The sequence below is a fragment of the Catenovulum sediminis genome, from assembly GCF_007289895.1.
Classification (GTDB): domain Bacteria; phylum Pseudomonadota; class Gammaproteobacteria; order Enterobacterales; family Alteromonadaceae; genus Catenovulum; species Catenovulum sediminis.
Map to the genome: position 1 here is coordinate 245,840 of NZ_CP041661.1, position 23,333 is coordinate 269,172.

A 23,333-nucleotide genomic window follows, 5' to 3' on the forward strand; every position below is an offset into this window, starting at 1 on the left:
GCGATGAGTGGAATATTTAACAACTCATTTTGTTTCATACATGTTTCCAAATTGTATAAAAAAACATAAAACAAAAACCTTCATTATGTCCGAGCCCCTAATAAATAAGGCATATCACAACTTTAAAGCGCCATACAGTAAGATTTCCGTGCTGAAATGAATACGTATGCATCAAACTCCTATTCACATAAAAAAAACACTAAAACAACAAAAGCATACATTTTTTACGGCTTTTTTCTGCGCATTCGTCTAATAGCAAGCAGTTGTAAGGAAATTCCAAGACTGTTCTAACAACAATTATATCAACACACGTTATGGAGATTAGAATGCGCAATATTCCATTTGCACAGACCGCACTAACACTCGCACTAGCAACTGCGATTGCCCCCGCCTTTGCTGAACAAGCGGATGAAGATACCGAGGTACAAGCACAAAATGCAGAATCGTCAGCAGAAACCGCAGACGAAACCACCGAAATTATTCAGGTTAAAGGACTCCGCTCCAGCTTGATGAAAGCACAAGATATCAAAATGAACTCGGATTCATTTGTCGATGCCATTGTGGCTGAAGACATCGGAAAGCTACCTGACGTCACAGCAGCAGAAAGTATTGCTCGAATAGCTGGTGTACAAGTGACCCGTTACAACGACGAAGCTAATGCAATACTTATCCGGGGTTTACCTGATATCACGACGACATATAACGGTCGGGAATTTTTTACCGCTGAACTGCGCCGTGGCCAATTGCAAGATTTCCCATCGCAAGCACTCGCTGGTATAGAGGTTTATAAATCAGGGACAGCGGATTTAGTTGAGCCAGGATTAGCTGGTTTAGTAAATTTACGTACCCGTCGCCCATTTGATTTTGAAGGTGAAAAATTTGCCGGCGGTTTACATTATGGCTACAACGATCAAAGCGAAAAAGCCAGCCCGGCAGGTAACCTGCTTTATTCAAACCGCTGGAACACCAGTATCGGGGAAGTTGGCTTTCTGGGGAATCTAACGTATGCGCAAAGTAAGTATTATAACGGGCTGCGCTACAATTCTACCTGGAATAGTATCGCTGTGCCTTGGTGGGAAATTGAAGCACCGCATCAAGAAGGTGGTTTTGTGATGCCGGCACAAGTTGGTATTTTTAGTGAAAATGGTAAACGCTCACGCCCTTCTGCTAACTTTGCCGTACAATGGAGACCTGATGATAAACTAGAGGTTTATGTCGACGGGATTTACCAAGGATTTAGAGGTGAAGGCAACACAGATAATATAATTGTGCCCACGTCTGATTGGAACTGGCTACACGGAAACGGCGCAGATGTTCCGTTTGACGTCAAACTGACCAACCTAGAATTTGTTGAAGGTACGAATAACCTGCAAGTTGCCAGTATGACAAAATCGCAGGGCCTGCCACCGCATTTTTTCCGCTCAACAGGTAAGGATTATACCAATACATATCAGTTTGCAGCAGGTGCTAAATACATATCAGATGATGTGAAGCTCGAAACTGATTTGGCCTATACCGACAGTGAATATCATCATGATGCGTGGAGTTGGGATACAGGGTTATCTTACTCGCCTACTTTTAATATTAACTTTATTGCAGATGACGGCGCTGCTGTTTTTGAGCCTTTAGATTGGGATCCAACCGACGAAAGTACATACGAAGCGAGAGGCTTTTTTAATAGTGTATATGATGTCGCCGGATCGGGCTGGCAATGGCGGACAGATCTTGAAGTGGCCACCGGTTTGGGAGACTGGTTACACACGGTTAAAACCGGTGTGCGCTGGAGCGACCGTAGAGCAAGCAAAAAACAAGGTGCAAGATACGCCGGTTTCTGGGAACAAAGTATCAAGATTTCAGATATAGAATATCTAGATATGGCGTTAACACATGATCCTTTCCGTTCTGATGTGCAAAAAACACGGCAATATTTAGCACCGACACGTGACAGCATTAGAAACAATGCAGATAAATTGCGCGAAATGTCTTATAACATTTTGCTTGATAAAGGCGATAGCTACGGGGCCTCACTCTGGGAAAGCGATTTACAGCTTGATCCTGCGCTAAATTGGCAAGCAACAGAAACAACCTTTGCCGCCTATGTTCAAACAAAGTCATATTTTGACATTGGTGATGTTGGCGTGGATGTATTTTCGGGTCTGAGAGTGACGCAAACCATCAGTAAGAGCGAAGGTTTCTCGACCGTTGTCAATGAAGACGGAGAACGCATTGTTAGTCCAGCCATTGCTAAAAACACCTATACAGATGTACTACCTAATATTAGCTTTAGAGCGCAGTTGACAGATGATTTACAAATGCGTGGGGGATTTACCCAAACCCGCACTAAACCAAATTTTGGTGATTTAAACCCAGCGCTCAACATCACCCAACGACAAGACACAGTTGACAACCCTAACATCCCAGACGGTGAACAGGTTCAAATCGATGCTTTTGGTTCATCCGGCAATCCCGATTTGAAATCATTAACGTCTGATAATTACGATCTCAGCCTGGAATATTACTTCTCACAAACAGGCTATGTCAGTGGTGCACTCTTTTACAAAGAATTGGATGGTTTTATCAATTGGTATACCAGATTTATTGAATCTGATAGATATGGTTTAGTGCAATTACATCGGCCCGAAAATGCAGCCGAAGGAAAACTGGAAGGCTGGGAAATTAACGCATCAACCTTTTTAGAATTTGATTTTATGCCAAAATTTATGCATGCCTTTGGTCTTTCTGCCAATGTTACCCAGTTAGAGGGCTACAATAAAACACCTAAAGGGGATGGAACATTTGAAGAAGATCGCAAAATACCTGGGTTGTCAAAAATGACTTACAATGCGGCTGTTTTTTACGAAAAAGATAATTTTTCAATGCGATTATCTTATAACAAACGTGATGCTTGGGTTAATTGGTATGGCTCTTCGCCAAGTCCTCAGCTAGACGGATTTCTTGGCAACCAAACCAAATCCAGAAACAGATTGGATTTTGGTATGAGCTACAATATAAACGATAATTTCACCGTTTATTTTGACATGGCAAATATATTGGCCAAACCGTTTGAAAACTACACGGTCAATTCGTTTGGCCCATCCGATGAAGAACAGTACAGCGTAAGTTATGTCCAGGATTTACGTGAAGAAGGACGTTATTTTGGTGGCGGTGTGCGCTTTAGTTTTTAATTAACAAGTTGAGCCTATGTTTTAATTAAACCGGCGTAAAATATACGCCGGTTTAATTGAGCGGTCCGCCATACACAGAGGTCAAAAATTAAAACGCATGCCCAGATTAAAATAACGACCTTCATCTCTTAAGTCGATATTATAGTATTGTGTGTCATTCAACTGGTTGTAATTTCTAAATGGGCGAGCGATTAAATTACTGATTTCGGCAAATACCGCATACTGTTTATTCAGTTGATAACTGGCAGACACATCTAACCTATCGCGCGCACGCGTTTTACGCCCCGTAAAACCACCACTTTCTGACAGACCCGTGTGCAAATTAATCCATGACGAACGATAGTTATAAGACAAGCGAATTGAAAATTTATCGGCTTCGTAAAACAAAACGGTGTTGTAGGTCCATTTTGATAAACCGGGGAATTCAGACAACTCAGTAAATTCACCTTGTTCATTGCGTTTATTCGACTGGCCCTGCAAATAGGTTAAGTTACAACTCAATCCCACGTTCTGGCCGATCACAGGGATAAAATCTAAAAAGGTTTGCCAATTCACTTCATACCCGTATATTCGCCCGTGCTGAGCATTTTCGGGTCTGAATATTTCGACCTGGCCATATTCCGGATCGTCAATGACACTGTGTAACCAGTGCGCAAAGCCATTTAAATCACGGTAAAAAAGTGCTCCACTTAAGTAACTCGAAAAACCATAATAATATTCTAAGCTGAGATCATAATTTTTAGAGGTGAGTGCTTTGATGTTCGGGTTCCCTCCATAAGCTCGCGCGTTAATGCTACCATCCTGATGAATAGTCGGCGTGTCCAAGGATAACAATGAAATATTCATCGCCGGATTTAACAGCGCAAATCCCTGCCTATTCATCGTTTTCGCATACCCTAAGCGTAGCTGTAGCGCGTCGCTATATTTAATCCGCATATTGAAACTGGGCAGATAATACATCTGGTTATGGTTAACGAAAGCTTGTTGTGTACGACTCGCTAATGCATCACGGATCGTGCTTGTACCAAACACATCGGAATGCACATTTAGAACACGCACGCCGATCCCGCCATCCATCATAAAAGCGCCGATAGGGAGCTCGTAGTCTGCTTGCAGATAAAACGCATAACGAGTTTCGTTAGCAGCATAGTCACTGTCCGGATTTATCGGTATTTCTGCATTAGAGAATGCTTGTTGAGCTGGATATAAATCATCTTGTTCTGGGTGCTGTTCGATTAAATCTTCAATTGCAGTGAGTGTCATTAACCGTAAAGTTTCATGATTATCAGCAATACTCTCACGTGTCGGGGCCAGATATTGATTAAGCCCGCCAGTATCATTGCGAAACGGGTTTAATGTTTTTTCATATTCAATAAATGCCAATTTATTTAAAGGTTGCGCTAAATATTGAGTATTAAAATAGCGCCAGCCAAACTTCGAACTTGCATCTCTTTTTGCGTAGCGCCAGCCCATATCAATACGATGAAAATAATCGAATGAAGTAAAATAAGTGGCGTCTGTTCGCCATTGAATTCCGCTACCGGCAGCTACATCCATTCGCTCAAAATAACCTCTCCACAGGTATTGCTCTGCTTCAAATGGTTGAAAGTCTGGCAACTTGATACGCACACCTTCTGGTGTATTAAACTCAACATCCACTCGCTGCGGTTTGTCTAATATAAAGTCTAAACTCCAAATAGCATTGTTATAATCACTATTGGTATATGCCAGATCGGTTTGCAGTCGAACAGCGTTCCCCTGCCAAATGGCGCCCATCGCTATTTGATTGGTATTTGTTTGTTCTTTATTTGCCAAACGATATCCAAACGGGGATAGGCCACCTTGTTTGCTAAAACTTTTAGCCTGTTTAAGTTCAAGGTGACTGTCAAACAACTGCAAATCATTAATCTGTATAGGCGGTAAAGATGCATCCCAGTGCGCTAAGTTTATGTCAAACTGGTCTTTGTAAGCTTTCGCTCTAAAACCTTGATAAATCCCCTCAAGATAATATTCAAAACCCTCAGACGGTTTCCATTGCAAAGCAAAATTCATTAAGGGGCGGCTTCGTTTGCCACCTTCATTATACAAACCCACATTTACTGGCATAAAAAAGTCAATATGTTGGTTTTCTGCCGGTGAAATTTGCCAATGTTCTGAAGCTTCAGGGTAATAAGTCCCAGTGTATTTAATGCCGTTGTAATAATAAGAGCGCGCAAAATTTGCATTAACCAATCCACCGAATTCACCCCACTGATTTTGCCAACGACTTGAAATAAGCAAGTTAGCTATAGGGGCGGCACGTTCAGTCTGGTCGTTGTAACCCAGTTGAATCGCCCCTGCAAATTTTGAACTGGCAAAATCAAAAGGCTTCCGGGTTACCGCATTAATAAGCCCACCCACACCCGACTCAAGTAATTTAGCCGTCCCCTGTTTGTATACTTCAATGGCAGACAAAGATTGTGACGGAAAATCCTGCAGTTGAACCCTGCGCAATTCAGCGGTGAAAATTTCTCGTCCGTTGTAGGTTGTCGTGTAATAAGGCAAACCCCGAATCACTAAACCATCTGCTTCATCTTTGTAGCGGGTGACTTGTATACCCGGTAAACGGGCAAGGCTTTCAACTGCCGTATTATCAGGCAGTTTACCAATATCTTCTGCAACAATGACATCAACAATCGTGTTTGCATTTTGTTTGATATCCAAAGCTTTATCTAAGCTGTGCCGAATACCATCCACTCGGATGACTTCAGCAATGTTAGTTTGTTGAGCTGTGTTGTGGGGTGTTTGTGTACTTTGTGTTGTTTGAGCTGAGTCTGGATTGTTTTTTTGATGTTGAATCGCAGATATTTTAATTACATCTGGCGATATAAATTCGGCGCTTAAACCGCCACCCAACAAAATATAATGCAATGCATCCGCTAGACTAAAGTAGCCATGCAATGCATTTGCTTGATGCTGCTGTACTTGCTGGAAAGAATATATCAGTACGCTATCTGTTTGTTGGGCGAGCTTATTTAAAGCGCTCGCCGCATCAGAACGTGGAATATTAAGATAATATACCTGCTGCTGTAGCTCATTTTTTTTGAGGTTATTCTCAGCTTGCAGTTGGTTTGCAACACACCACACAAAAACTAAAAGCCATCCCAATTTACACCTTCGCATACACTTCTTTAATCAAATTAACAATTCATTAAAGAGGGCAGTATAGCGACATCATTTTAATTTTGCATCATTAAAACTATTGTATTATTAATCAAACTTATGGTTTAGAAATAATGACTTTCCCATCCGACTTTTTGACAATCTTTAAATTAAAGTTCGCTTTTAAATTTTCAAACAGGGTATCTGTTTGATTTGCTCTAAAACGTCCACCAATTTGTAACGATTCTATCGCCGGATCGTCTATTATGATTTGCTCTGTTGTATATCGTTCTAATTCATTGACCACTTGGACCAAAGTTTGCCCAGTAAAAACCAATTCACCATTACGCCATGCTTGATCCGCTTCCAGCTCGATTTCAGATAATTTTCTGATGTTTTGCGTCACTTTAGCTTTTGTCTGTTGAAAATCTATATTGTGTAGCAAAGTGATGTATTCGCCAGCTTCCATCTGTGTGAGCTCTTTCATCCGTTTTTTATAAGAAGTAAACAAACTCGGTTCGCCGCCTACAAATGCTTGAGTTAAGCGCTTGTTATTGTCTTCTCCCATCTCATCATTAATCTTTGATAAAGCGATACGCCCTTCTGTAACCACAACATTAATGTCGCCATTTGGCCGCAAATCAACTGAAAAAGCGGTTCCCACGGCCTCTACCCGACCTTTATTTGCATACACGCTAAATGGTCTGGACGGATCCTTTGCAACAGCAAAATAGGCTTCGCCTTTCATCAACCATATATCGCGGCTTCTATCCGAATAAAAAACCCGCATTTGGCTACCTGAGTTGAGGATGATTTTTGAGCCATCGGATAAGTCTATGTTTTTTTGCTGACCCATTTTAGTTAGGTATTCCTGGTTTAGGTAACTTGTCTTTTCAACTCCGCTTGGCTGGATCCAGTTGGTTGCAACAACTAAACAAATTACCAGTAAAAAAGTAAAGGAAAATCCATATGCTGGATTCAGCCAGCTATGCTGTATTCCCTTTTTCTGTTTGGCCTTTCCCTGTTTAGACTTTCTCTGTTTGGCTGAAATGGCCAGTTCTGCCAATAAAGTATCGCCCCAAAACTCGTTTATTTTACGTATTTGTTCAATATGCGCAGGGCTTGCAGATAACCACTCAATTAATTTCGATTTTTCGCGCGCTGTCATCGGTTCATCTGCATCTAAACGAATGGTCCAATCCCATGCTTCTGATTCAAGTTTGGACATACTTTGTTCAAATTCTTCAAAGCTTTTCATCGTCCTTTCCTCATCTTTATTTGCGTGACGTTATTTGCTACTTGTACTGTTGGTTGTTTGTTCGCATGTTTATGTGCTTGTTTGTGCGCTTGATTGTTCGCTTGATTGTTCGCTTGACTGTTAGTTCGATTGCTTGTTTGGCCGTGCACTTGGTAGCACTTTTGAATAGATTCGCGTTGATGCTCTTGCATATATTGCTGGCAAAACGCCCCCCCCATCTTAAGATGTTTTTCGACACTGCTGAGTGAAATATTCAGTTTTGTCGCAATCTCTTGATGTTTTAAACCATGCACTTTGCGCAACAAAAAAATGTGTTTACATTTATCTGGTAGCTGCTCTATGGCTTGGCAGTATATGTCCAAAGTTTCATTTGCTTCTGCCTCTGACTCTATCGATGCGGTTTTTTCAACCGGAATCGTAGCAATACAATCTTCAAGATAGCTTGTTACCAAGCGAGACTTTTTATTTAGTTCATCCAGCGCGAGGTTTTTTGCAACGCGAAACAAAAATGCTTTGGGTTGTTCAATCGCCTTTTCTTTTTCTGCATTGTGCGCTCTGATATATACTTCTTGTACAATATCTTCTATGTCTTGTTTAGATGACATAAACCGCGTTAAAAACTTTTTTAAAAAAGCGTTATTTTCCACAAATACACGGAAAATCATCGACATTGTTTACCCCAATATTGCAATGCCTGTTCGCAAAAGCGCAAAAGCAAAACTAAAAGTTGAATACCCATAAAACGAAATTTTTGCCAAAAACCGTAAAAATAAAGTTCATCTGACGTGTTGCAGCTCTATGTATGCCAATGAGTTTGGCAGACCTAAGTGACGCGATTAGTCAGGTCACCTAGGGCAACTTACAATGTAATGGATAGATAAGCAGATTTACATATACTACATCAATAAAAGTCTGCGTTAATACTAAAGCATTAGAGGCAACATAAGCTTAAGGCGTATTGGGTGTGGTACAGAATAAGGTATTGGCATGAAAATAGACAAACATGAAAATAGACAAAGTTGATATCTGGTTTCAATAAAAAAATTATGTACAATTAAATGTCTCCTAAACTTATGGCAAGGTTATGAAAGGTTCAATTGTAGCATTATCACTAATAATGCTTTGCATTGTTGGATTATTGTCTTTTTTCCTTCGTGAGCCTACTCACTCGCAAGCATCAACAGCGGATACTGAAAATAGGGTTGGATCCCTAGTTCATACTGTAGATACACCTGATGCAACAAGTGGACACCTCAGCACAGAAACCGGCAACGAGCAAAAAATTACCCCTGCCGATTGCAAAGATGTAAATTTACAGTTAGAGAGTCCAGCGCAGATTAAAACGTGCATCAACTTGCTATCAACGAGCACTGGGCCGTCGATTGAGCATTTATTTAATTTGTATTCAGCTTGGGTCGTAATGGATGTAGACAAGGCTTTGTCTCATTTAATTTTGTTACCTTCAGAGTTATCGAGCTATTTAATTTACGATGTGGTAGCAGTTGCAAGTGCGGATGATTTAAATTCTGTTTTATCTTGGCTCGAATCACAAACACTTGAAACTCACGTGAAATCCGATTTAGTTGTATCGGCTTACGTCGGTGCCAGCGCGCATAATCAAGCTTCGATACTATCACTAGCTGAGAGTCTGACTAATCCACAATTAAAAACGCAGGTAATAGACAGCATATTAGTCGATTGGGCAAAACAAGATTACAACGCAGTTTTGGCTTGGATTGATGGGCGCGAACGCCCGGATATGTATCACGCTGTCGCGAATAAGCTATTGTTAAACATGATAGAGCAACAACCAGCAGAAGCGCTGTATTATTTAGAATTAATGCCTGAAAACCCAACTAAAACTAAACTGATTGAGCACTATGCGCACGTTGTTGCAAAACAAGATTTAACCTCAGCTATAGCGTGGGCCCAAAATTTAGATAATCCAACACTGCAAGCAGCCGCTTTAACCAGCATTTTAGATTTAGCTGTATCTGACGCTCATAATCATCAATTTGTATTGCAATTTGCGTTAACTGAAAGCACCCCAAGTATTCAACAACAACTGTTGACCAATATTGCACATAACATAGTCAATCAGGATATTACTTGGCTGGTTGAACGATTTGATGTCATTCCAGCAAACTATCAAGCTGATATCGCCAGAATTATTATGAATAAGTGGATGGAAACAGATGAAGATGCAGCGATTAACTGGGCTGATTCGTTAACTAACCCTGCAAGCCAAAAAGCTGCGAAAGAAAAATATAAATAATACCCGCAACCATTTAAGACAGTTGCGGGCAATTGCATGTTAAATTACTGGAATTGCCATTGCTGATTATTGCCATTTCCACACGCCCACTGTTGCACGTTTGCACCATTGGTGGTTGCAGAATTTGCAATTTCTAAACACTTACCGCTATGTTTGGCTTGTAACTGGAACCAACCATTGCCTTTATCGAGTAGTTTAAATTGCTGGTTAGTCCCGTTGTAACAATTCCACTGCACTATATTCGCGCCATTAGTGGTTGCTTTACCGGCTACATCTACACATTTGTTGTGTTTGGTTTTCATTTCGTAATAACCAGCACCTTTGGCAACAAAGGTTATATCTTGGTTTGTATTCGTTGCGCTACAATTCCATTGTTGCATGTTTGCACCATTTGCAGAATTACCAGCAGATAAATCTAAGCATTTGTTACTATGTCTAACCTTGATAGAAGTTGCACCTGTAGGGGGTGTGGGTGCAGAAGCTGCTGAATCAACAGGCTTGTATACACGGATCCAATCTACATAAAAAATACTTCTCGCAGGGTCTGCCAGCTCAGCGGGTGTTGGTTTAACATCGCGCCAGTCTTGGTGTTCCATATCAATAATAATGTGCAGCGGCTTGTTTACACCCGTACCGTTGGTGTAATTGTGCGGATCGATCATTTGTTGGCCGGAAACACTTCTCACAAGCACACCATCTATGTAGTAATCAACATTCCAAGGATCTTTCCAATGCATCCCATAGTTATGATAGGCAACGCGCCAAGGCTCTTGCTCGTTGTATATCCAAGAGCCCTCATCTTTGGGCTGATAATCTTGGAATGGCTCGCGAATAAATACGTGATGGCTCACATGCATACGACGATCAAACCATTCTTGGCCCGGTCTATCACTGCCGTAAGCTTCCATTGCATCTAATTCTTGCGTTGAATCAGCACTTAACATCCAAACTGCATTGGCCATTGTATTATTGGTAGATTTTGCGCGTGCTTCTATATACAACGGATAAGTGAATGTTTGTTTTGAAGAAATAATACCTGCATAAACCTTATCTGTGCCCGGTTTTTCAGCTGCTTGCAAAGCCAGTTTACCTGAATTTGTGTACGAATGACCGGAGCTAAATTCTGTATCGCCAGGCCCTTTCCATGCATTGATATAGCTATCGTTCCAGCGGCTCGTAAAAGCGCTTGGTTTATTATTGGGTGAAGCTGTGTAGTTAAAGTCGTCTGATATGGATTGCAATTGCCAAGCTTTATTTTGGCCAGCAGGCGCGGGGATTGGTACGCCATCCCAATCTGCGGCAAAAACAGTTGTACTAGTTAGTACTAGAGACGCGCATAGTGTGATTTTCTTAAGCATCAATTGAGTCCTCATTGTGTAAGTGAATTGAGCAAGATAATGATTGATCACATACAGTTAAATGTAAACAATAAATCAAAGAAATTTTAACACGACTAAAATCACGACTCAGCGACGGCTCGCGACTGTGGTAAGGCAACATAGATTGAAACTAAACAATAAAGTGTGAAACTGAGACAATAAAGTTTAGAACTTTCTGGAATGGTTTTTGTGGAAGCTCAAGCGTGAGATGTTTAATGTCGGCTATCGGATATTTAGCTGACTCAAGCAAAAGATGCGCAAAAAAATTTAACGCCGCGTTAACTGGTGAAGTGATGTTGGCGGCTTTGCTGCGTTTCTTTGCAACAAAGGTGACAATATTACTGGATCCATTTGACCGCCTTATTATGCTTATACTTTTGGTTTAATACTGTTGCATAGCCAAGTAAACCAAAGACTAAAACACCTCCCGATATTGCACGAATTTGGTGGTTTCTACGAGTATAGTATTCATCAAAACCTATCTCATAATAATCTAAAGTATCCTTTTCTCTCGCATAAAACTTTCCATTATCAACTTTTGTCACACCACCAAACGCTGCACTATAGATAATGCTAAACATGAAGTAAAACACACCGAATAATATAAAGAGGAAAAATTTTCCGGTGATACGAGATAACGCAACTTCAAACAATGTGATCTCGTTTTGGGATATGTAATTATTTGATAAGTTAATCCCATAAGAACACAGACCAATACAAGCAATTATAAATAAAACTAACACGATAATATTAGGTGCAATATTAAACCACGTTAATACGTGTATTACCCCTAAGCCGAATATGGGGATGGCTAGTAGATATTTCATAGCTCTTCTAACGCCGCAATTACCGGCGGGAACGTAGTTGGTTAAAGTGTGCTATTAAAGCACACTTTAAGCGACGCAGTGGACGTCCGGTAATTGCTTTGTTACACGCCGCCAGTTACACTATGCATTACCATGTATTACATAAGATGCATTTAGGTGGCATTATGAAGACTGAAATGTTAAGTACCCGAATAGACCATGATACCAAGGTAGCATTTACTAACGTTTGTGAGAATATGGGGCTAAGCACCTCCCAGGCACTAAAGCTATTCGCTAAAGCTGTGATTAATCACGGGGGTATACCGTTTGAACTTAAAGCCAAGACGCCAAACGCTTTGACCACTGCCGCAATCGAAGAATTGGAGTCTGGAAACGGAAATAAAGCTAAAAATGTAGAGCAGCTCTTTAACGATTTAGATATTGACAATATAGAATAATGTTAGCTCTAGAATACTCGACGCAATTCAAAAAAGACTTTAAAAAAATAGCCAAACTACCAATCCCTGATGTGGTAGAGGTTGGTCATGTCATTAAACAGTTACAACTTGGCAAAGAACTACCAGAAAAATATTTAGATCACGCGCTTTCTGGAAATTGGCAAGGCTATCGCGATTGTCACGTTAAGCCTGATTTAGTTTTGATTTATAAATCAGAAGACGAGAGCCTGAAATTAGCCCGAATTGGAAGTCATAGCGAGTTGTTCCGGTAGGCATGTAACTTTTAAATAAGGGGCGCAGGCACGTAGGGCATAATGGCGAAGCCGCTATGCGGCAGAATTTAACTTATATCAATGAGTTAAAATTGCTAGGTAAAAGCGATAAAACCATTGAGTGTTATAGTCGGGCCTTGCGCCAAACTGCTGACTTTTTTGATACTTGCCCAGATGACTTATCCGTTGAAGATTTGAAACGTTACTTCCTCTATCTGGTTGACAATAAATCATGGAGTGCGGTTAAAATTGCGCGTAATGCCATTCAATTTTGCTACAAGCACATACTGCACCGCCCATATAAGCCAATCAAATTCGACCTGAGCATCTTCGCGTACTGGATGACATTCAGCTTTGCCATACACAAGCGTTGGGGCGTATTGAATATCAATGTCGTGATTGTAAAACGCTTCAACAAAATTACCCATCTTGTGGTAATCGCCATTGTCCAAGTTGTCAGCAACATCATAATATGCAGTGGTTGCAGCACCAGCAACAAAGGTTATTACCAACTCAATATTACTTAGTGACGTTTACCCTACCCAGTCAGTGGCGTGGGTTATGTTATGGGTACCAGAAAACAGTATTTAATGCTTTATTTAACAGTGCGACCGATACCTTAGCCAGCTTTTTTAACCGAGATAAACAACTGGGCGCGCAATTTGGCTGTTGTATGGTGTTACATACCCATTCTCGCCAACTTGAATTTCATCCGCATGTTCATTGTATCGTGCCTGCGCTGGCTCTGGATAAATCAGGGAAGCTGGTTAAGCAAAAACGCGGACGTTATTTGTTTAATGCCCAAAATTTAGCCAAAGTCTTTCGCGCTAAAATGCATCAAGCCTTAACCGATGCAAAACTCAAAGTACCACGCTCACCTAACAGCTGGATAGCAGATTGTCAGCATGTCGGGCAAGGTGAACAGGCGTAAAATTACGAACACCAAGGCCGAAGGTTACTTGCCCGTGCTGCCATCATGAAATGGTGTGCACAGGCGTGATACGCAAACGAATAAATGTTGTGACGAGTTAAAACAAGGAAGTGTTCACGGCTGCATGGATGATGGCTCACCTAAAGCATTAAACAAACAGACAGGAGAAAAAAAATAACATGAAAACAATGCGTTAGAAATCACGACCGAAAACGGTCTAGCTTCACTCGCCTTGAAAAAAGTCAGCCATGACGACAAACCGATTTATTTCCTTATATAAGCAGAACTCAACACCGGGCTTGTGACGTGCAAGGATGCACTAATGCCGTGACTGCAGGATGCAGAAGAACGGTCCAACAATAGGATTAAGTTGCGGCTTCGCGCAACATATCCTTATTTATTATAATTTTTTACACCCTGCGGTTTTTACATTGACTAATTTAGCCAATGATGAAAATTTAAAAACCTTTGAGTCACCACGAGATGAATAATAAGCGATGAGAGTTGCATCTGCACCATTATTTATACCTTGTAAAAAACTAATTTCGACTTCATGTGACTTAGATGATGAATGAAACCTATTTTGTGACATGAGCGTTTTCTCACCTAAAAACGAATAGCTAACTAATGTGTTAGTTAATTCATAATCTTTAATCATCGGTGGAAATACAATTATTAAATGATCATCTGCTAAGCTTGATATTTCAAAGCCTAAACATGGCAGGTTATCTATTGTTACATCTATTTCATCCGACATAGCAAAAGATTTAAATGCTAGAAAGAAAAATAAAATACTAAGATATTTACTCATAGGCTTCCAAAAATTATAACGCCGTTGTAAATTGCAGTTTTGGAGGAGCCCGTTTGTGCTATCAAGCACAAAAAGAAGCGACGGAAAAACTGTCAATTTGACAACTTTGTTAGAGCTTTTTGCGTTCACGACTGCTACCCAACCAAAAGAAAAATGCTCCTGCGGCCCCATACGCTACAAACAAACTGCGAAAATACGGATTGGCAGTATCTGTTAAGGCATAAAGGAAACCCGCGCCGCCTCCAATTGTAACTATTAATACAGGGTTGACCCAGTTTAGCTTGCGTAAAACATAGTAAGTAGGCAACCCAATGATTGCGCAGAAGACTGCCATGTATAAAAAGCTGAAAATGCCAAATAGCAAGTAAGACCCAATAAACGTACCAAACATAGCGCCGAGGCCGTTGTAATTGAGTTCTTCAATAGCCGCCCAGATTGCTACCGCTCCACTTACCAAAAATGGAGAAAGGAAGCTAAATAAATATCCCGCTCGCATTTCGTTTCCGTAATTCATACTAGGTATAGCTCTAACGCTTTAGTATTCATGCACACGTAGTTTGTGTGAATGAATCATTTGTTGAACGGGCAAACTACACAGTAGTTTGGTTTGATTTATGCTATAGGAATTTGCTTTTTTAAGCTCAGCTGGCATGACCGATTATTTCCTTGTTGTTTGCATTTTATCAATCCATTTAACTTGAGTTTGAGCTTTGAATTAACGGTAATTTAAGCTAATTTAGTCATTTTTTGCAACTTTATTTTTAATATGCACAGCAAGGTCTGACCCAACCTAATGGGCTGTTCTGGTCTAATGATAACGGACACTTAATTTGAGATAATACAATCATAAAATTAAGAGGTCGTTATGAGCTTAAAAAAATCACATAAAAGTTACCCGCAGGAATTTAAAGATGAAGCGGTCCTAATGGTTACTGAGCAAGGCTATAGTGTTTCAGAGGCTGCAAAATCGCTAGGTATAGGTACAAGCCTTTTGTACAAATGGAAAGATAAGTATGATGCGCAACAACAAGGTATCTCATTAGAAGAATCAGAGCGTGAAGAATTAAAACGTTTGCGTAAAGAAAACAGGACCTTACGTATGGAGAAGGAGATCTTAAAAAAGGCCAGCGCCTTCTTTGCAAAAGAAATGAAGTAAGATATCGTTTCATTAAGAAACAAGCTGGTCAGTACCCTGTGGTTTTACTTTGCCGTGTTATGGAAGTAAGTAAATCCGGTTATACGACTGGCTGAATCGGCCTGCAAATCTGATAGATATCAACACATTGAAGCTTTACCGGCGTGTCCGGGACTTGTTTAAAAAAAGCCGAGGAAGCTTAGGCAACCGGGAAATGGTAAAGCGATTACGTAAAGAAGGCTATAAAGTTGGTCGGTATTTTGTGCGAAAAATTATGCACCGTTTGCGCCTTAAGGTGACCCAGAGAGTTGCTTATAAGGTTACAACCAAACGCAAACATACTGATACAGTCGCTGATAACCTTTTGAACATGAATTTCAATCCAACAGCTGCGAACCAGGTGTGGGCTGGAGATGTGAGCTATTTAAAAACCGGTGAAGGCTGGATGTATTTAGCTGTCGTTATGGACTTATATTCACGACGAATTGTCGGCTGGCACATAGACAAACGTATGACCGTTGATCTAGTGTCTAAAGCCTTGAAGAAAGCGCATAACTTACGTCAACCACCCAAAGGGGTGATTTTTCATAGTGATAGAGGCTCGCAATACACGAGCAAAGACTATCAAAAATTGTTGAGGCGTTATGGGATGCGGGCCAGCATGGGAGATGTGGGTGCGTGTTGGGATAATGCAGTGGTTGAGCGATTCTTCGGTAGTTTGAAGCATGATTGGATATTAAAGATCAACCAACCGACAAGGGCGTTTATAAAGCAGGATGTTACTGTTTACATTAAATATTACAACTTAGAAAGGCTGCATTCAGCTAACGGTGACTTGTCACCAATTGAGTTTGAAAATTCTAAACAAAATGTGTCCGATATTGCTTGACCAGTACAGCCTGTCAGAAACAGGCTAGTCAAATTAGCATTACACGCCTAGCTTAATAAGTTTAATCACGGGCGGATAAATTTAATTGATACGACCCTAAGTTTTGATATTCAATCTCAACCGAGGAAAAATCGACTTCTACAATACCGGCAAATGAGCCAGTAATAATGGCCTGCCCTGCTTTAAAACTAACACCGCGTTGGGTCATAAAATTAATTAGCCAAACCAATGGCTTGCTGGCAGTCGGGTTAGGGTGTTTACCATCAAATTGCTGAACTTTTTCACCTTGAGTAAAAGATATTTGCACATTTGATAATTCAAACGCTTGGTTTTTATCCACTTCAGGGCCAATGTATAACCCCTGATTAACCAAGCCATCAGCCAACTTTTCTGCAAAAGTACTGGGTAAGTCGGGCTGGTAACGGCTTTGCATTAACTCCAGCGCCATATGACAAGATTTAACCGCTGCTTTGACTTCGTCTGCAGTGTAAGGCGTATCTTTCGCCACGAGGTCTTGACCTAAAACAAAAGCAATTTCTGGCTCTAATCGGGCTTTTCCATTATCTGCAAACAAGCTGCAATTCGCGCCAGAATGCACTGTGTCAGAAAATATGGGGGCAACTACCACCTTGTCATCAGCTGGCGGTAATAAGCACTTCCAGCCGCCGACAGCGCCACCTTTTAAATCAATCATAGCTTGGTGGATCGCCAAAGCATCTTCTATTGACTGTGGCCTAAGGTTTTCGGCTAAACGATCGTATTGTGCGTCTTTGTGCCGTCTTTTTAACAAACATTCAGCGGCTTGTTGATATGGCTTGTTTGACATGTCATCCTCAGTTTCGGAGATATTTAAATTCAATTTGCAGAACAGCTATTTTACACAATTAAAGGTTCTTCCTTGAACTCTGCTTTTGATATCCAATGTTTATGGCGATTATTTATAAAAAGATTTAGCAAATTCCACTTCTTCTGCACTCCCCATGATGACAGGCACACGTTGATGCAAATCGCTTGTTTCTAAATCTAATATGTTTTCTGTGCCCGTAGATGCAGCGCCGCCTGCGTTTTCTAGCAACATCGCCATTGGATTTGCCTCATACAATAATCTTAGTTTGGCAGGTTTAGCTGGATCACGCTTATCCGATGGATATAAGAAAATACCACCCCGCACTAATATTCGGTGAATATCGCCAACCATAGCGGCATTCCAACGCATGTTATACCGTTTATTACGCTCGCCCTCTTCACCTTCTAGCAAGATATTGATGTAGGTCTGGGTTGGTTCAAACCAAAAACGAGAATTTGCCATATTGATTGAAAACTCAGCCGTTTTTTCTGGTACGGCAACCTTGTCATTCGTTAACAAGAAACCACCATGAGTGCGATCGAGTGTGAAACAGCGAGTTTCTTTGCCTGTGGTTAACATTAACATGGTTGACGGCCCATAAAGCACATAGCCGGCCGCTAATTGACTGCGACCAGTTTGATGAAACTGTGCGGGATCATTTGCCGCTAAACTGGGTTTGGCCGGATAAATGGTAAAAATCGTTCCGATTTGTCCGTTAATATCAATATTGGATGAACCATCAAGCGGATCAAATGCAACAATAAAACGTCCGTCCGGGTCACCCGCTACTACATCATCTTCTTCTTCTGATGCAATTGAGCGCACGTTTGCATCACTTAACAACATGTTTTTGATCAGTTGATTCGCAATCACATCTAGTTTTTTCTGCTGTTCGCCCTGAATATTTTCATCCAGCGTTGAGCCTAATACATCACCCAGCGCCCCTTGGCTAACACGAAAAGATATCTCTTTAGTTGCCGCCAAAATGGTGCGAATAAGCATAAGTAATTCAAGATCAACCTGATCTTTTCTGAGTGTGGGTATCAGTCGCTGCATGCTTAATCTCCTAGCCTGTTAACACAGTTTAAATCTGCAAAGGTTTTTGCCAAACGGCTGGCCATGCTTTCTTCTGCTTTGCGTAACCAGGCGCGTGGATCGTAGTATTTTTTATTCGGTTTATCTTCGCCTTCTGGATTACCAATTTGATTTTGTAAATAGCTTTCGTTCTGCTTGTAATAGTCAAGCACGCCATGCCAGCTGGCCCATTGTGTATCTGTGTCAATATTCATTTTAATCACACCATAGCTGATTGCAGCTTGAATATCTTTTAAATCAGAGCCGGACCCACCATGAAAAACAAAATCTAAACTGTTTGGCGTTAAATCGAATTTTTCACAGACATGCGCCTGAGAATTTTTTAAAATTTCCGGTCGAAGTTTTACGTTACCCGGTTTGTACACGCCATGAACATTGCCAAATGATGCTGCTATCGTAAAGTTATGACTGATTGCACTTAACTTTTCGTACGCATAAGCCACATCTTCTGGCTGTGTATATAAGGCCGAACTATCGATACCCGTGTTATCGACACCATCTTCTTCGCCACCGGTACAACCTAACTCTATTTCTAAAGTCATATCAATCTTGCTCATCCGCGCCAAATAACGGCTACAAATCTCGATATTTTCTTCTAATGATTCTTCTGATAAATCAATCATGTGCGAGCTAAATAAAGGCTTACCTGTTTGTTGATAAAAAGCCTCGCCCGCATCCAATAAGCCGTCTATCCAGGGCAACAATTTTTTCGCCGCGTGATCGGTGTGCAAAATAACAGGTACACCATAAACTTTAGCGGCATAATGCACATAATGAGCACCGGCAATCGCCCCTTCTATAGCCGCTTGCTGGCTATCTAAACCACTCCCCTTGCCAATAAAAAAGCCAGCACCACCATTTGAAAACTGAATAATAACGGGTGAATTGGCTTTTTTTGCGGCCTCCAATGTTGCGTTAACAGATTGCGTGCCGACCACATTAACAGCCGGATAGGCAAAACCTTGCTGTTTCGCCAATTGTAAAAGTGTCTGTAATTGTTCGCCGGTCGCGACGCCGGCTACTACCGCGTTATTCTGAGTTAGTTTCATATCACATCCTTAGATTATCCATCGCAATATAGACTAGTTTGATAGCTGTGCTTCAGCTTGTTTAGTTGCCTGCTGGCAAATGGTTAAAAAGTGGTCCGGGTCTAAACTCGCGCCGCCCACTAACAAGCCGTCAATATCAGTTTGAGTCAAAAGTTGTTTAGCGTTGTCTTTATTAACACTACCACCATATAACAAACGAATTGATTGAGCTTGCGTTTCACCATATTGTGCACTTAATTCATGACGAATAAATTGATGAACTTCTTGTGCCATTTCAGGCGTTGCAGCTTTACCTGTACCAATCGCCCAGACCGGTTCATACGCGATACAAATTGAGCCATCCTCTAGTTTAATACCTTCTAAAGATTCAGTAATTTGTCTAATTAATACGTCTTTTGTGACATTGTTTTCGCGTTCTTGTTGGTTTTCGCCGACACACAATACAGGTGTTAATCCATTTTCCAGTGCTCGTTGAACTTTTATCTGGCAACTGGCATTGTTTTCTCTGAACATCGCGCGGCGCTCAGAGTGGCCTATCAAACAATATTTACAACCCGCTTCTTTTAACATCTGTGCTGAGGTTTCGCCTGTGTAAGCTCCAGAGGCGTATTTACTCACATTTTGACTACCAATATTGATTTCAGAATGTTGTAAAAAATTCAACATATCGCGGATATAGATGTAAGGCGGGCATACTACAATTTCTGCTTCGTAATGTTTCCCAATAAATGAAGCCACCGAACTACATAAAAGATCGATACCTCCGTTTAACTTCCAGTTTGCAATGACTATAGGTCTTCTCGCATTCATATTCACACCCTTGAAAAAAGAAACGTCCAGTTTAACTTTAGCTTGTCTACAAGCGACAAACTACAGAAAATTCATTTTTTTTGTCAAGCGATCAGATTTATAGCCGACGATAAGCTCTTTAGGGTGAAAAATGCGTTAAGAAAATACTTTTTATTTAGAAGGAGTACGGTGAGGAAAAACAAAACAGTAAAAATGTTACAGGTAACAATAAGTGTGTTTTCATATAAAACTTCGAAGCTCGAAGCTCGAAGCTCGAAGCTCGAAGCTCGAAGCTCGAAGCTCGAAGCTCGAAGCTCGAAGCTCGAAGCTCGAAGCTCGAAGCTCGAAGCTCGAAGCTCGAAGCTCGAAGCTCGAAGCTCGAAGCTCGAAGCTCGAAGCTCGAAGCTCGAAGCTCGAAGCACAAAAAGTGGACTAGATAATCGACTTAAATAGACGAAAGTTTATCGTTGAGTAATTGATATTTTTCACTTAGCGGTAAATCTTGATATTCGCCATTTGGAAAAACGATATCAAATAAACGTGTAAACTTATTCTCATCTTTTATGATTGACGTCATTAATTTACTGGTTTGTTTTATTTTGTTGTGAATAACCAAAGTGTCAGGTTGTGCCTGAGGTTTAGGCTTAGTTGTTTCAGAGCCTTTGGCTGCCAGTTTTTTGCTTAATGCTGTACGAAATAACTCAGGATCAGACTCTAAATCAGCCAGCCCATCGACGATTGCAGAGATGCTTTCAAGTGCATAATTATCCAAAATAGATTGGTTTTGTTTAATCACATCGATGACAATTGGGCGTTTTAAAATTTTAACAATTTTAAAATACCAAGATTTAGACAATAATAATTTTTGTCTGATTTTCACCTGATCTAAATTCTGCTTGGCTAAATGCATATACAATCGATGTTGACCAAGCAGTTTTTCAAATTTAGATTCAGTAAATTTACTATTGTTCTCAATGTATAGCTCTAACATTGAGTCGACATTATTAGGTTCTACTTCGATTTCTTGATTAGACTGCCAACCATCCACATAAGCCAGTGCGATAACTCGTCTATGACCACCAGAGCTGATGATGTACTTTTGCCCACGAATATTCATAGTTTTGATTTTATCTTGCAACAAACTGCCATCTTTAATGTTGTTTGTCATATCCAAAATTGAATCAACAAACTCAGCGGCTAGAGCAGATAATCGTTCATCACTAAAACGGCTAAAGATAAACTGCTTGCCAACATATATACCGTCATCCGGTTTAAGTTGATATAACTCACGAATATCGTTTACTAAGTCTCGCTCGATACCAAATACAGATAACTCATCGTTATCTCCATCAAGGTAATCTAATATTTCATTATTGGCGACCTGCCCTGCCCAATCGGAAAATTTATTTTCGATCTCAGGCTCAGATAGTTTATCTAACGCAAACTCTTGGATGGTCGAGTCGTTAACGCGCCGAATTAAAGACGTAGCGATACGGATATTCAGCGGGTTAAATTGAATATTGTTTAATACCGTTGAGGTTGTTTTATTACTTTTAAATCGCTTTACTTCATTTATCACCGGAGCAGACGTATCTTTACCAATTGAGTCAAATGAGCGTCTTTTAGGTTTAACTTGCTCCATTATGCAACCTCTACATCTTCTAATTTACTGTCAATCTTAGCGATAAAGTTTTTCACCATATCGTAAGTTTCCTGATTTTTTACGTACTCAAAATTATTGGGGTCATCCGGTAAAGAATACAATTCAAACGCGGTACGTTTAGTAAAAGCTTCTTGCTGAATTAAAGGGGCGGCATTTGGCATCGCAGAAAGAATTTCATAACATGCAGATTCACGCGTGGTAAATCGTTTAGACACTTTATTTAAAAACAAGCCAACAAAATCGTGCTCTGTCTTTCGATACTGAGATTGTATATTTTGAATATCCCCTAATACGGCTGGCACGCCCTGCTCTACATTCCATAGATCTAAATTCACTGGGACTATCACTTGATCAGCAACTGCGATTGCAGCATAGGCGGCATAAGTTCTTGACGGTGGTGTGTCGATAATCATCACATCATAATCGTCTTGTACCAACTGGCATAATCCTTTGAACTGTTCGATAACAGCATTCAATGGTGTATTTTCAATTTCGCCAGATTTAAACTTACCGTTAAAGGTATCAATGCCACCATCGGATGGAATAATATTAAGGTTAGGAATAGTGGTAGGATATTCCAAAAAATCTTGTCCGTGAAAAATATCTGAAATTGAATAGGTACCACTGCGCTCACAATCAGGATGCGCAGGTAAAGGCCATTGTTCGGCTGTCTGATAAACCGTTTGCGGAGATAAATATTTTAAAAAGTAATAAGTCGAGTTTTGTTGGCTATCACCATCTACATATAAAACTCTGCGTGGTTTAACATTTTCTCCGATACCTTTAGCTAAATGAACGGCCAAAGTTGTACCAAAAAAAGTTTTTCCAACGCCCCCTTTTCTCGCTGCGACAGCAATCACTTTCATTGTAATGAACCCCTTTTTTATTGTATGGGGCAATATTACCAACCGATTTCTATTTTTAATAATTTTCTTTTATTTTTATTAAAAATAGAAAACTTCGAATGCACTTTGAGATGCATAGGTCGACGAGTTTCAAGTTTCGAGCTTCGAGCAGTGTAGGTCGACCGTTTAGGGCGACATCTTGTATATCGCAAGATTTAACAAGCTAAAACCGCGAGCTACAGGGCGGTAATATTAATTCGGTATTTGTGTTGCTTGCTTTGACGGACTAAAGTCCGACCTACATTGTCGGCGTAAACACCGCTCTACATTGTGGTCATCCCTGTAGCGCGACGAGCTTCGAGCAATGTAGGTCGACCCTTTAGGGCGACATTGTGCATATTGCAAGATTAACAGGCTAAAACCGCGAGCTACAGGGTGATAATATTAATTCGACATTTGTGTTGCTTGCTTTGACGGACTAAAGTCCGACCTACATTGTCGGCGT

19 protein-coding genes and 2 pseudogenes are annotated in these 23,333 nt (G+C 40.6%); 7 read left to right on the plus strand and 14 right to left on the minus strand.

The annotated features are described in order from the left end of the window. Positions 1-326: 326 nt before the first annotated feature. Positions 327-3,185: a TonB-dependent receptor gene (locus tag FNT16_RS18490; RefSeq protein WP_143873316.1), complete on the plus strand. Its 2,859-nt coding sequence runs from the start codon at positions 327-329 to the stop codon at positions 3,183-3,185. 81 nt (positions 3,186-3,266) lie between these two features. On the opposite strand, the gene FNT16_RS18495 is transcribed toward FNT16_RS18490, so the two are convergent. From FNT16_RS18495 to FNT16_RS18505, 3 genes are all read right to left on the minus strand, one after another. Then, positions 3,267-6,347: a TonB-dependent receptor gene (locus FNT16_RS18495; protein ID WP_143873318.1), complete on the minus strand. Its 3,081-nt coding sequence runs from the start codon at positions 6,345-6,347 to the stop codon at positions 3,267-3,269. A gap of 97 nt (positions 6,348-6,444) precedes the next feature. Further along, entirely contained in the window at positions 6,445-7,584 is a 1,140-nt protein-coding gene (locus FNT16_RS18500; protein WP_143873320.1) for a FecR family protein, read from the minus strand. Beyond that, the gene (locus FNT16_RS18505; RefSeq protein ID WP_143873322.1) at positions 7,581-8,255 is read right to left on the minus strand and encodes an RNA polymerase sigma factor; all 675 of its coding nucleotides are present in this window, start codon (positions 8,253-8,255) and stop codon (positions 7,581-7,583) included. Before FNT16_RS18505 ends, FNT16_RS18500 begins: the two co-directional genes overlap by 4 nt. 413 nt (positions 8,256-8,668) lie before the next feature. Here FNT16_RS18505 and FNT16_RS18510 point away from each other — a divergent pair, with 413 nt between their 5' ends. Next, positions 8,669-9,859: a hypothetical protein gene (locus FNT16_RS18510; protein WP_143873324.1), complete on the plus strand. Its 1,191-nt coding sequence runs from the start codon at positions 8,669-8,671 to the stop codon at positions 9,857-9,859. 44 nt (positions 9,860-9,903) lie between these two features. Here the strand turns inward: FNT16_RS18510 and FNT16_RS18515 are convergent, their stop codons facing one another. Continuing rightward, positions 9,904-11,217, minus strand: a complete 1,314-nt coding sequence (locus FNT16_RS18515; RefSeq protein WP_143873326.1) for an RICIN domain-containing protein — start codon at positions 11,215-11,217, stop codon at positions 9,904-9,906. A 359-nt stretch (positions 11,218-11,576) separates the two neighbouring features. Then, the gene (locus FNT16_RS18520; RefSeq protein ID WP_143873328.1) at positions 11,577-12,065 is read right to left on the minus strand and encodes a hypothetical protein; all 489 of its coding nucleotides are present in this window, start codon (positions 12,063-12,065) and stop codon (positions 11,577-11,579) included. Between the two features lie 164 nt (positions 12,066-12,229). Here FNT16_RS18520 and FNT16_RS18525 point away from each other — a divergent pair, with 164 nt between their 5' ends. The 3 genes and pseudogenes from FNT16_RS18525 to FNT16_RS18535 form a co-directional block, all read left to right on the plus strand. After that, the gene (locus FNT16_RS18525; protein WP_143873330.1) at positions 12,230-12,502 is read left to right on the plus strand and encodes a type II toxin-antitoxin system RelB/DinJ family antitoxin; all 273 of its coding nucleotides are present in this window, start codon (positions 12,230-12,232) and stop codon (positions 12,500-12,502) included. Further along, complete coding sequence (locus tag FNT16_RS18530) at positions 12,502-12,774, plus strand: type II toxin-antitoxin system RelE/ParE family toxin (protein WP_143873332.1); 273 nt, start codon at positions 12,502-12,504, stop codon at positions 12,772-12,774. Before FNT16_RS18525 ends, FNT16_RS18530 begins: the two co-directional genes overlap by 1 nt. Before the next feature lie 56 nt (positions 12,775-12,830). Beyond that, a pseudogene (locus tag FNT16_RS18535) lies at positions 12,831-13,019 on the plus strand (phage integrase N-terminal SAM-like domain-containing protein); the annotation flags it as partial. On the opposite strand, the gene FNT16_RS20470 reads toward FNT16_RS18535, so the two are convergent. Then, positions 13,005-13,202: a hypothetical protein gene (locus tag FNT16_RS20470; RefSeq protein WP_185976820.1), complete on the minus strand. Its 198-nt coding sequence runs from the start codon at positions 13,200-13,202 to the stop codon at positions 13,005-13,007. The pseudogene FNT16_RS18535 and the gene FNT16_RS20470 overlap by 15 nt on opposite strands. Here FNT16_RS20470 and FNT16_RS18540 point away from each other — a divergent pair. Then, a complete protein-coding gene (locus tag FNT16_RS18540) occupies positions 13,145-13,705 on the plus strand; it encodes an IS91 family transposase (RefSeq protein ID WP_246072577.1) in 561 nt (186 codons plus the stop codon). The genes FNT16_RS20470 and FNT16_RS18540 overlap by 58 nt on opposite strands. 400 nt (positions 13,706-14,105) lie before the next feature. On the opposite strand, the gene FNT16_RS18545 is transcribed toward FNT16_RS18540, so the two are convergent. Both FNT16_RS18545 and FNT16_RS18550 read right to left on the minus strand, forming a co-directional pair. Next, positions 14,106-14,516, minus strand: a complete 411-nt coding sequence (locus FNT16_RS18545; RefSeq protein ID WP_143873334.1) for a hypothetical protein — start codon at positions 14,514-14,516, stop codon at positions 14,106-14,108. A 109-nt stretch (positions 14,517-14,625) separates the two neighbouring features. After that, a complete protein-coding gene (locus FNT16_RS18550) occupies positions 14,626-15,030 on the minus strand; it encodes a hypothetical protein (protein ID WP_143873336.1) in 405 nt (134 codons plus the stop codon). A gap of 351 nt (positions 15,031-15,381) precedes the next feature. On the opposite strand from FNT16_RS18550, the pseudogene FNT16_RS18555 reads away from it, so the two are divergent. Then, positions 15,382-16,540 (plus strand): annotated as a pseudogene (locus FNT16_RS18555) (IS3 family transposase). Positions 16,541-16,601: 61 nt separating this feature from the next. Here FNT16_RS18555 and FNT16_RS18560 read toward each other — a convergent pair. The 6 genes from FNT16_RS18560 to FNT16_RS18585 form a co-directional block, all read right to left on the minus strand. Further along, the gene (locus FNT16_RS18560; protein WP_143873338.1) at positions 16,602-17,366 is read right to left on the minus strand and encodes a 2-keto-4-pentenoate hydratase; all 765 of its coding nucleotides are present in this window, start codon (positions 17,364-17,366) and stop codon (positions 16,602-16,604) included. 108 nt (positions 17,367-17,474) lie between these two features. Continuing rightward, positions 17,475-18,443, minus strand: a complete 969-nt coding sequence (locus FNT16_RS18565; protein ID WP_143873340.1) for a class 1 fructose-bisphosphatase — start codon at positions 18,441-18,443, stop codon at positions 17,475-17,477. A 2-nt stretch (positions 18,444-18,445) separates the two neighbouring features. Beyond that, positions 18,446-19,531 (minus strand): class II fructose-bisphosphate aldolase, encoded by a 1,086-nt coding sequence (fbaA, locus tag FNT16_RS18570; protein WP_143873342.1) that lies wholly within the window; start codon positions 19,529-19,531, stop codon positions 18,446-18,448. A gap of 33 nt (positions 19,532-19,564) precedes the next feature. Further along, the gene (tpiA, locus tag FNT16_RS18575; protein WP_143873344.1) at positions 19,565-20,341 is read right to left on the minus strand and encodes a triose-phosphate isomerase; all 777 of its coding nucleotides are present in this window, start codon (positions 20,339-20,341) and stop codon (positions 19,565-19,567) included. 424 nt (positions 20,342-20,765) lie between these two features. Continuing rightward, complete coding sequence (locus FNT16_RS18580; protein ID WP_143873346.1) at positions 20,766-21,962, minus strand: hypothetical protein; 1,197 nt, start codon at positions 21,960-21,962, stop codon at positions 20,766-20,768. Continuing rightward, the gene (locus FNT16_RS18585) at positions 21,962-22,849 is read right to left on the minus strand and encodes a ParA family protein (protein ID WP_143873348.1); all 888 of its coding nucleotides are present in this window, start codon (positions 22,847-22,849) and stop codon (positions 21,962-21,964) included. The genes FNT16_RS18580 and FNT16_RS18585 overlap by 1 nt, the downstream gene beginning before the upstream one ends. Positions 22,850-23,333: the final 484 nt, after the last annotated feature.

Excerpts from the sequence above, each read along its gene's own strand:
- FNT16_RS18490 (WP_143873316.1), top strand. The coding sequence starts at position 327 with ATGCGCAATATTCCATTTGCACAGACCGCACTAACACTCGCACTAGCA.
- FNT16_RS18495 (WP_143873318.1), bottom strand. The coding sequence starts at position 6,347 with ATGCGAAGGTGTAAATTGGGATGGCTTTTAGTTTTTGTGTGGTGTGTT.
- FNT16_RS18500 (WP_143873320.1), bottom strand. The coding sequence starts at position 7,584 with ATGAAAAGCTTTGAAGAATTTGAACAAAGTATGTCCAAACTTGAATCA.
- FNT16_RS18505 (WP_143873322.1), bottom strand. The coding sequence starts at position 8,255 with ATGTCGATGATTTTCCGTGTATTTGTGGAAAATAACGCTTTTTTAAAA.
- FNT16_RS18510 (WP_143873324.1), top strand. The coding sequence starts at position 8,669 with ATGAAAGGTTCAATTGTAGCATTATCACTAATAATGCTTTGCATTGTT.
- FNT16_RS18515 (WP_143873326.1), bottom strand. The coding sequence starts at position 11,217 with ATGCTTAAGAAAATCACACTATGCGCGTCTCTAGTACTAACTAGTACA.
- FNT16_RS18520 (WP_143873328.1), bottom strand. The coding sequence starts at position 12,065 with ATGAAATATCTACTAGCCATCCCCATATTCGGCTTAGGGGTAATACAC.
- FNT16_RS18525 (WP_143873330.1), top strand. The coding sequence starts at position 12,230 with ATGAAGACTGAAATGTTAAGTACCCGAATAGACCATGATACCAAGGTA.
- FNT16_RS18530 (WP_143873332.1), top strand. The coding sequence starts at position 12,502 with ATGTTAGCTCTAGAATACTCGACGCAATTCAAAAAAGACTTTAAAAAA.
- FNT16_RS20470 (WP_185976820.1), bottom strand. The coding sequence starts at position 13,202 with ATGGGTAATTTTGTTGAAGCGTTTTACAATCACGACATTGATATTCAA.
- FNT16_RS18545 (WP_143873334.1), bottom strand. The coding sequence starts at position 14,516 with ATGAGTAAATATCTTAGTATTTTATTTTTCTTTCTAGCATTTAAATCT.
- FNT16_RS18550 (WP_143873336.1), bottom strand. The coding sequence starts at position 15,030 with ATGAATTACGGAAACGAAATGCGAGCGGGATATTTATTTAGCTTCCTT.
- FNT16_RS18560 (WP_143873338.1), bottom strand. The coding sequence starts at position 17,366 with ATGTCAAACAAGCCATATCAACAAGCCGCTGAATGTTTGTTAAAAAGA.
- FNT16_RS18565 (WP_143873340.1), bottom strand. The coding sequence starts at position 18,443 with ATGCAGCGACTGATACCCACACTCAGAAAAGATCAGGTTGATCTTGAA.
- fbaA (WP_143873342.1), bottom strand. The coding sequence starts at position 19,531 with ATGAAACTAACTCAGAATAACGCGGTAGTAGCCGGCGTCGCGACCGGC.
- tpiA (WP_143873344.1), bottom strand. The coding sequence starts at position 20,341 with ATGAATGCGAGAAGACCTATAGTCATTGCAAACTGGAAGTTAAACGGA.
- FNT16_RS18580 (WP_143873346.1), bottom strand. The coding sequence starts at position 21,962 with ATGGAGCAAGTTAAACCTAAAAGACGCTCATTTGACTCAATTGGTAAA.
- FNT16_RS18585 (WP_143873348.1), bottom strand. The coding sequence starts at position 22,849 with ATGAAAGTGATTGCTGTCGCAGCGAGAAAAGGGGGCGTTGGAAAAACT.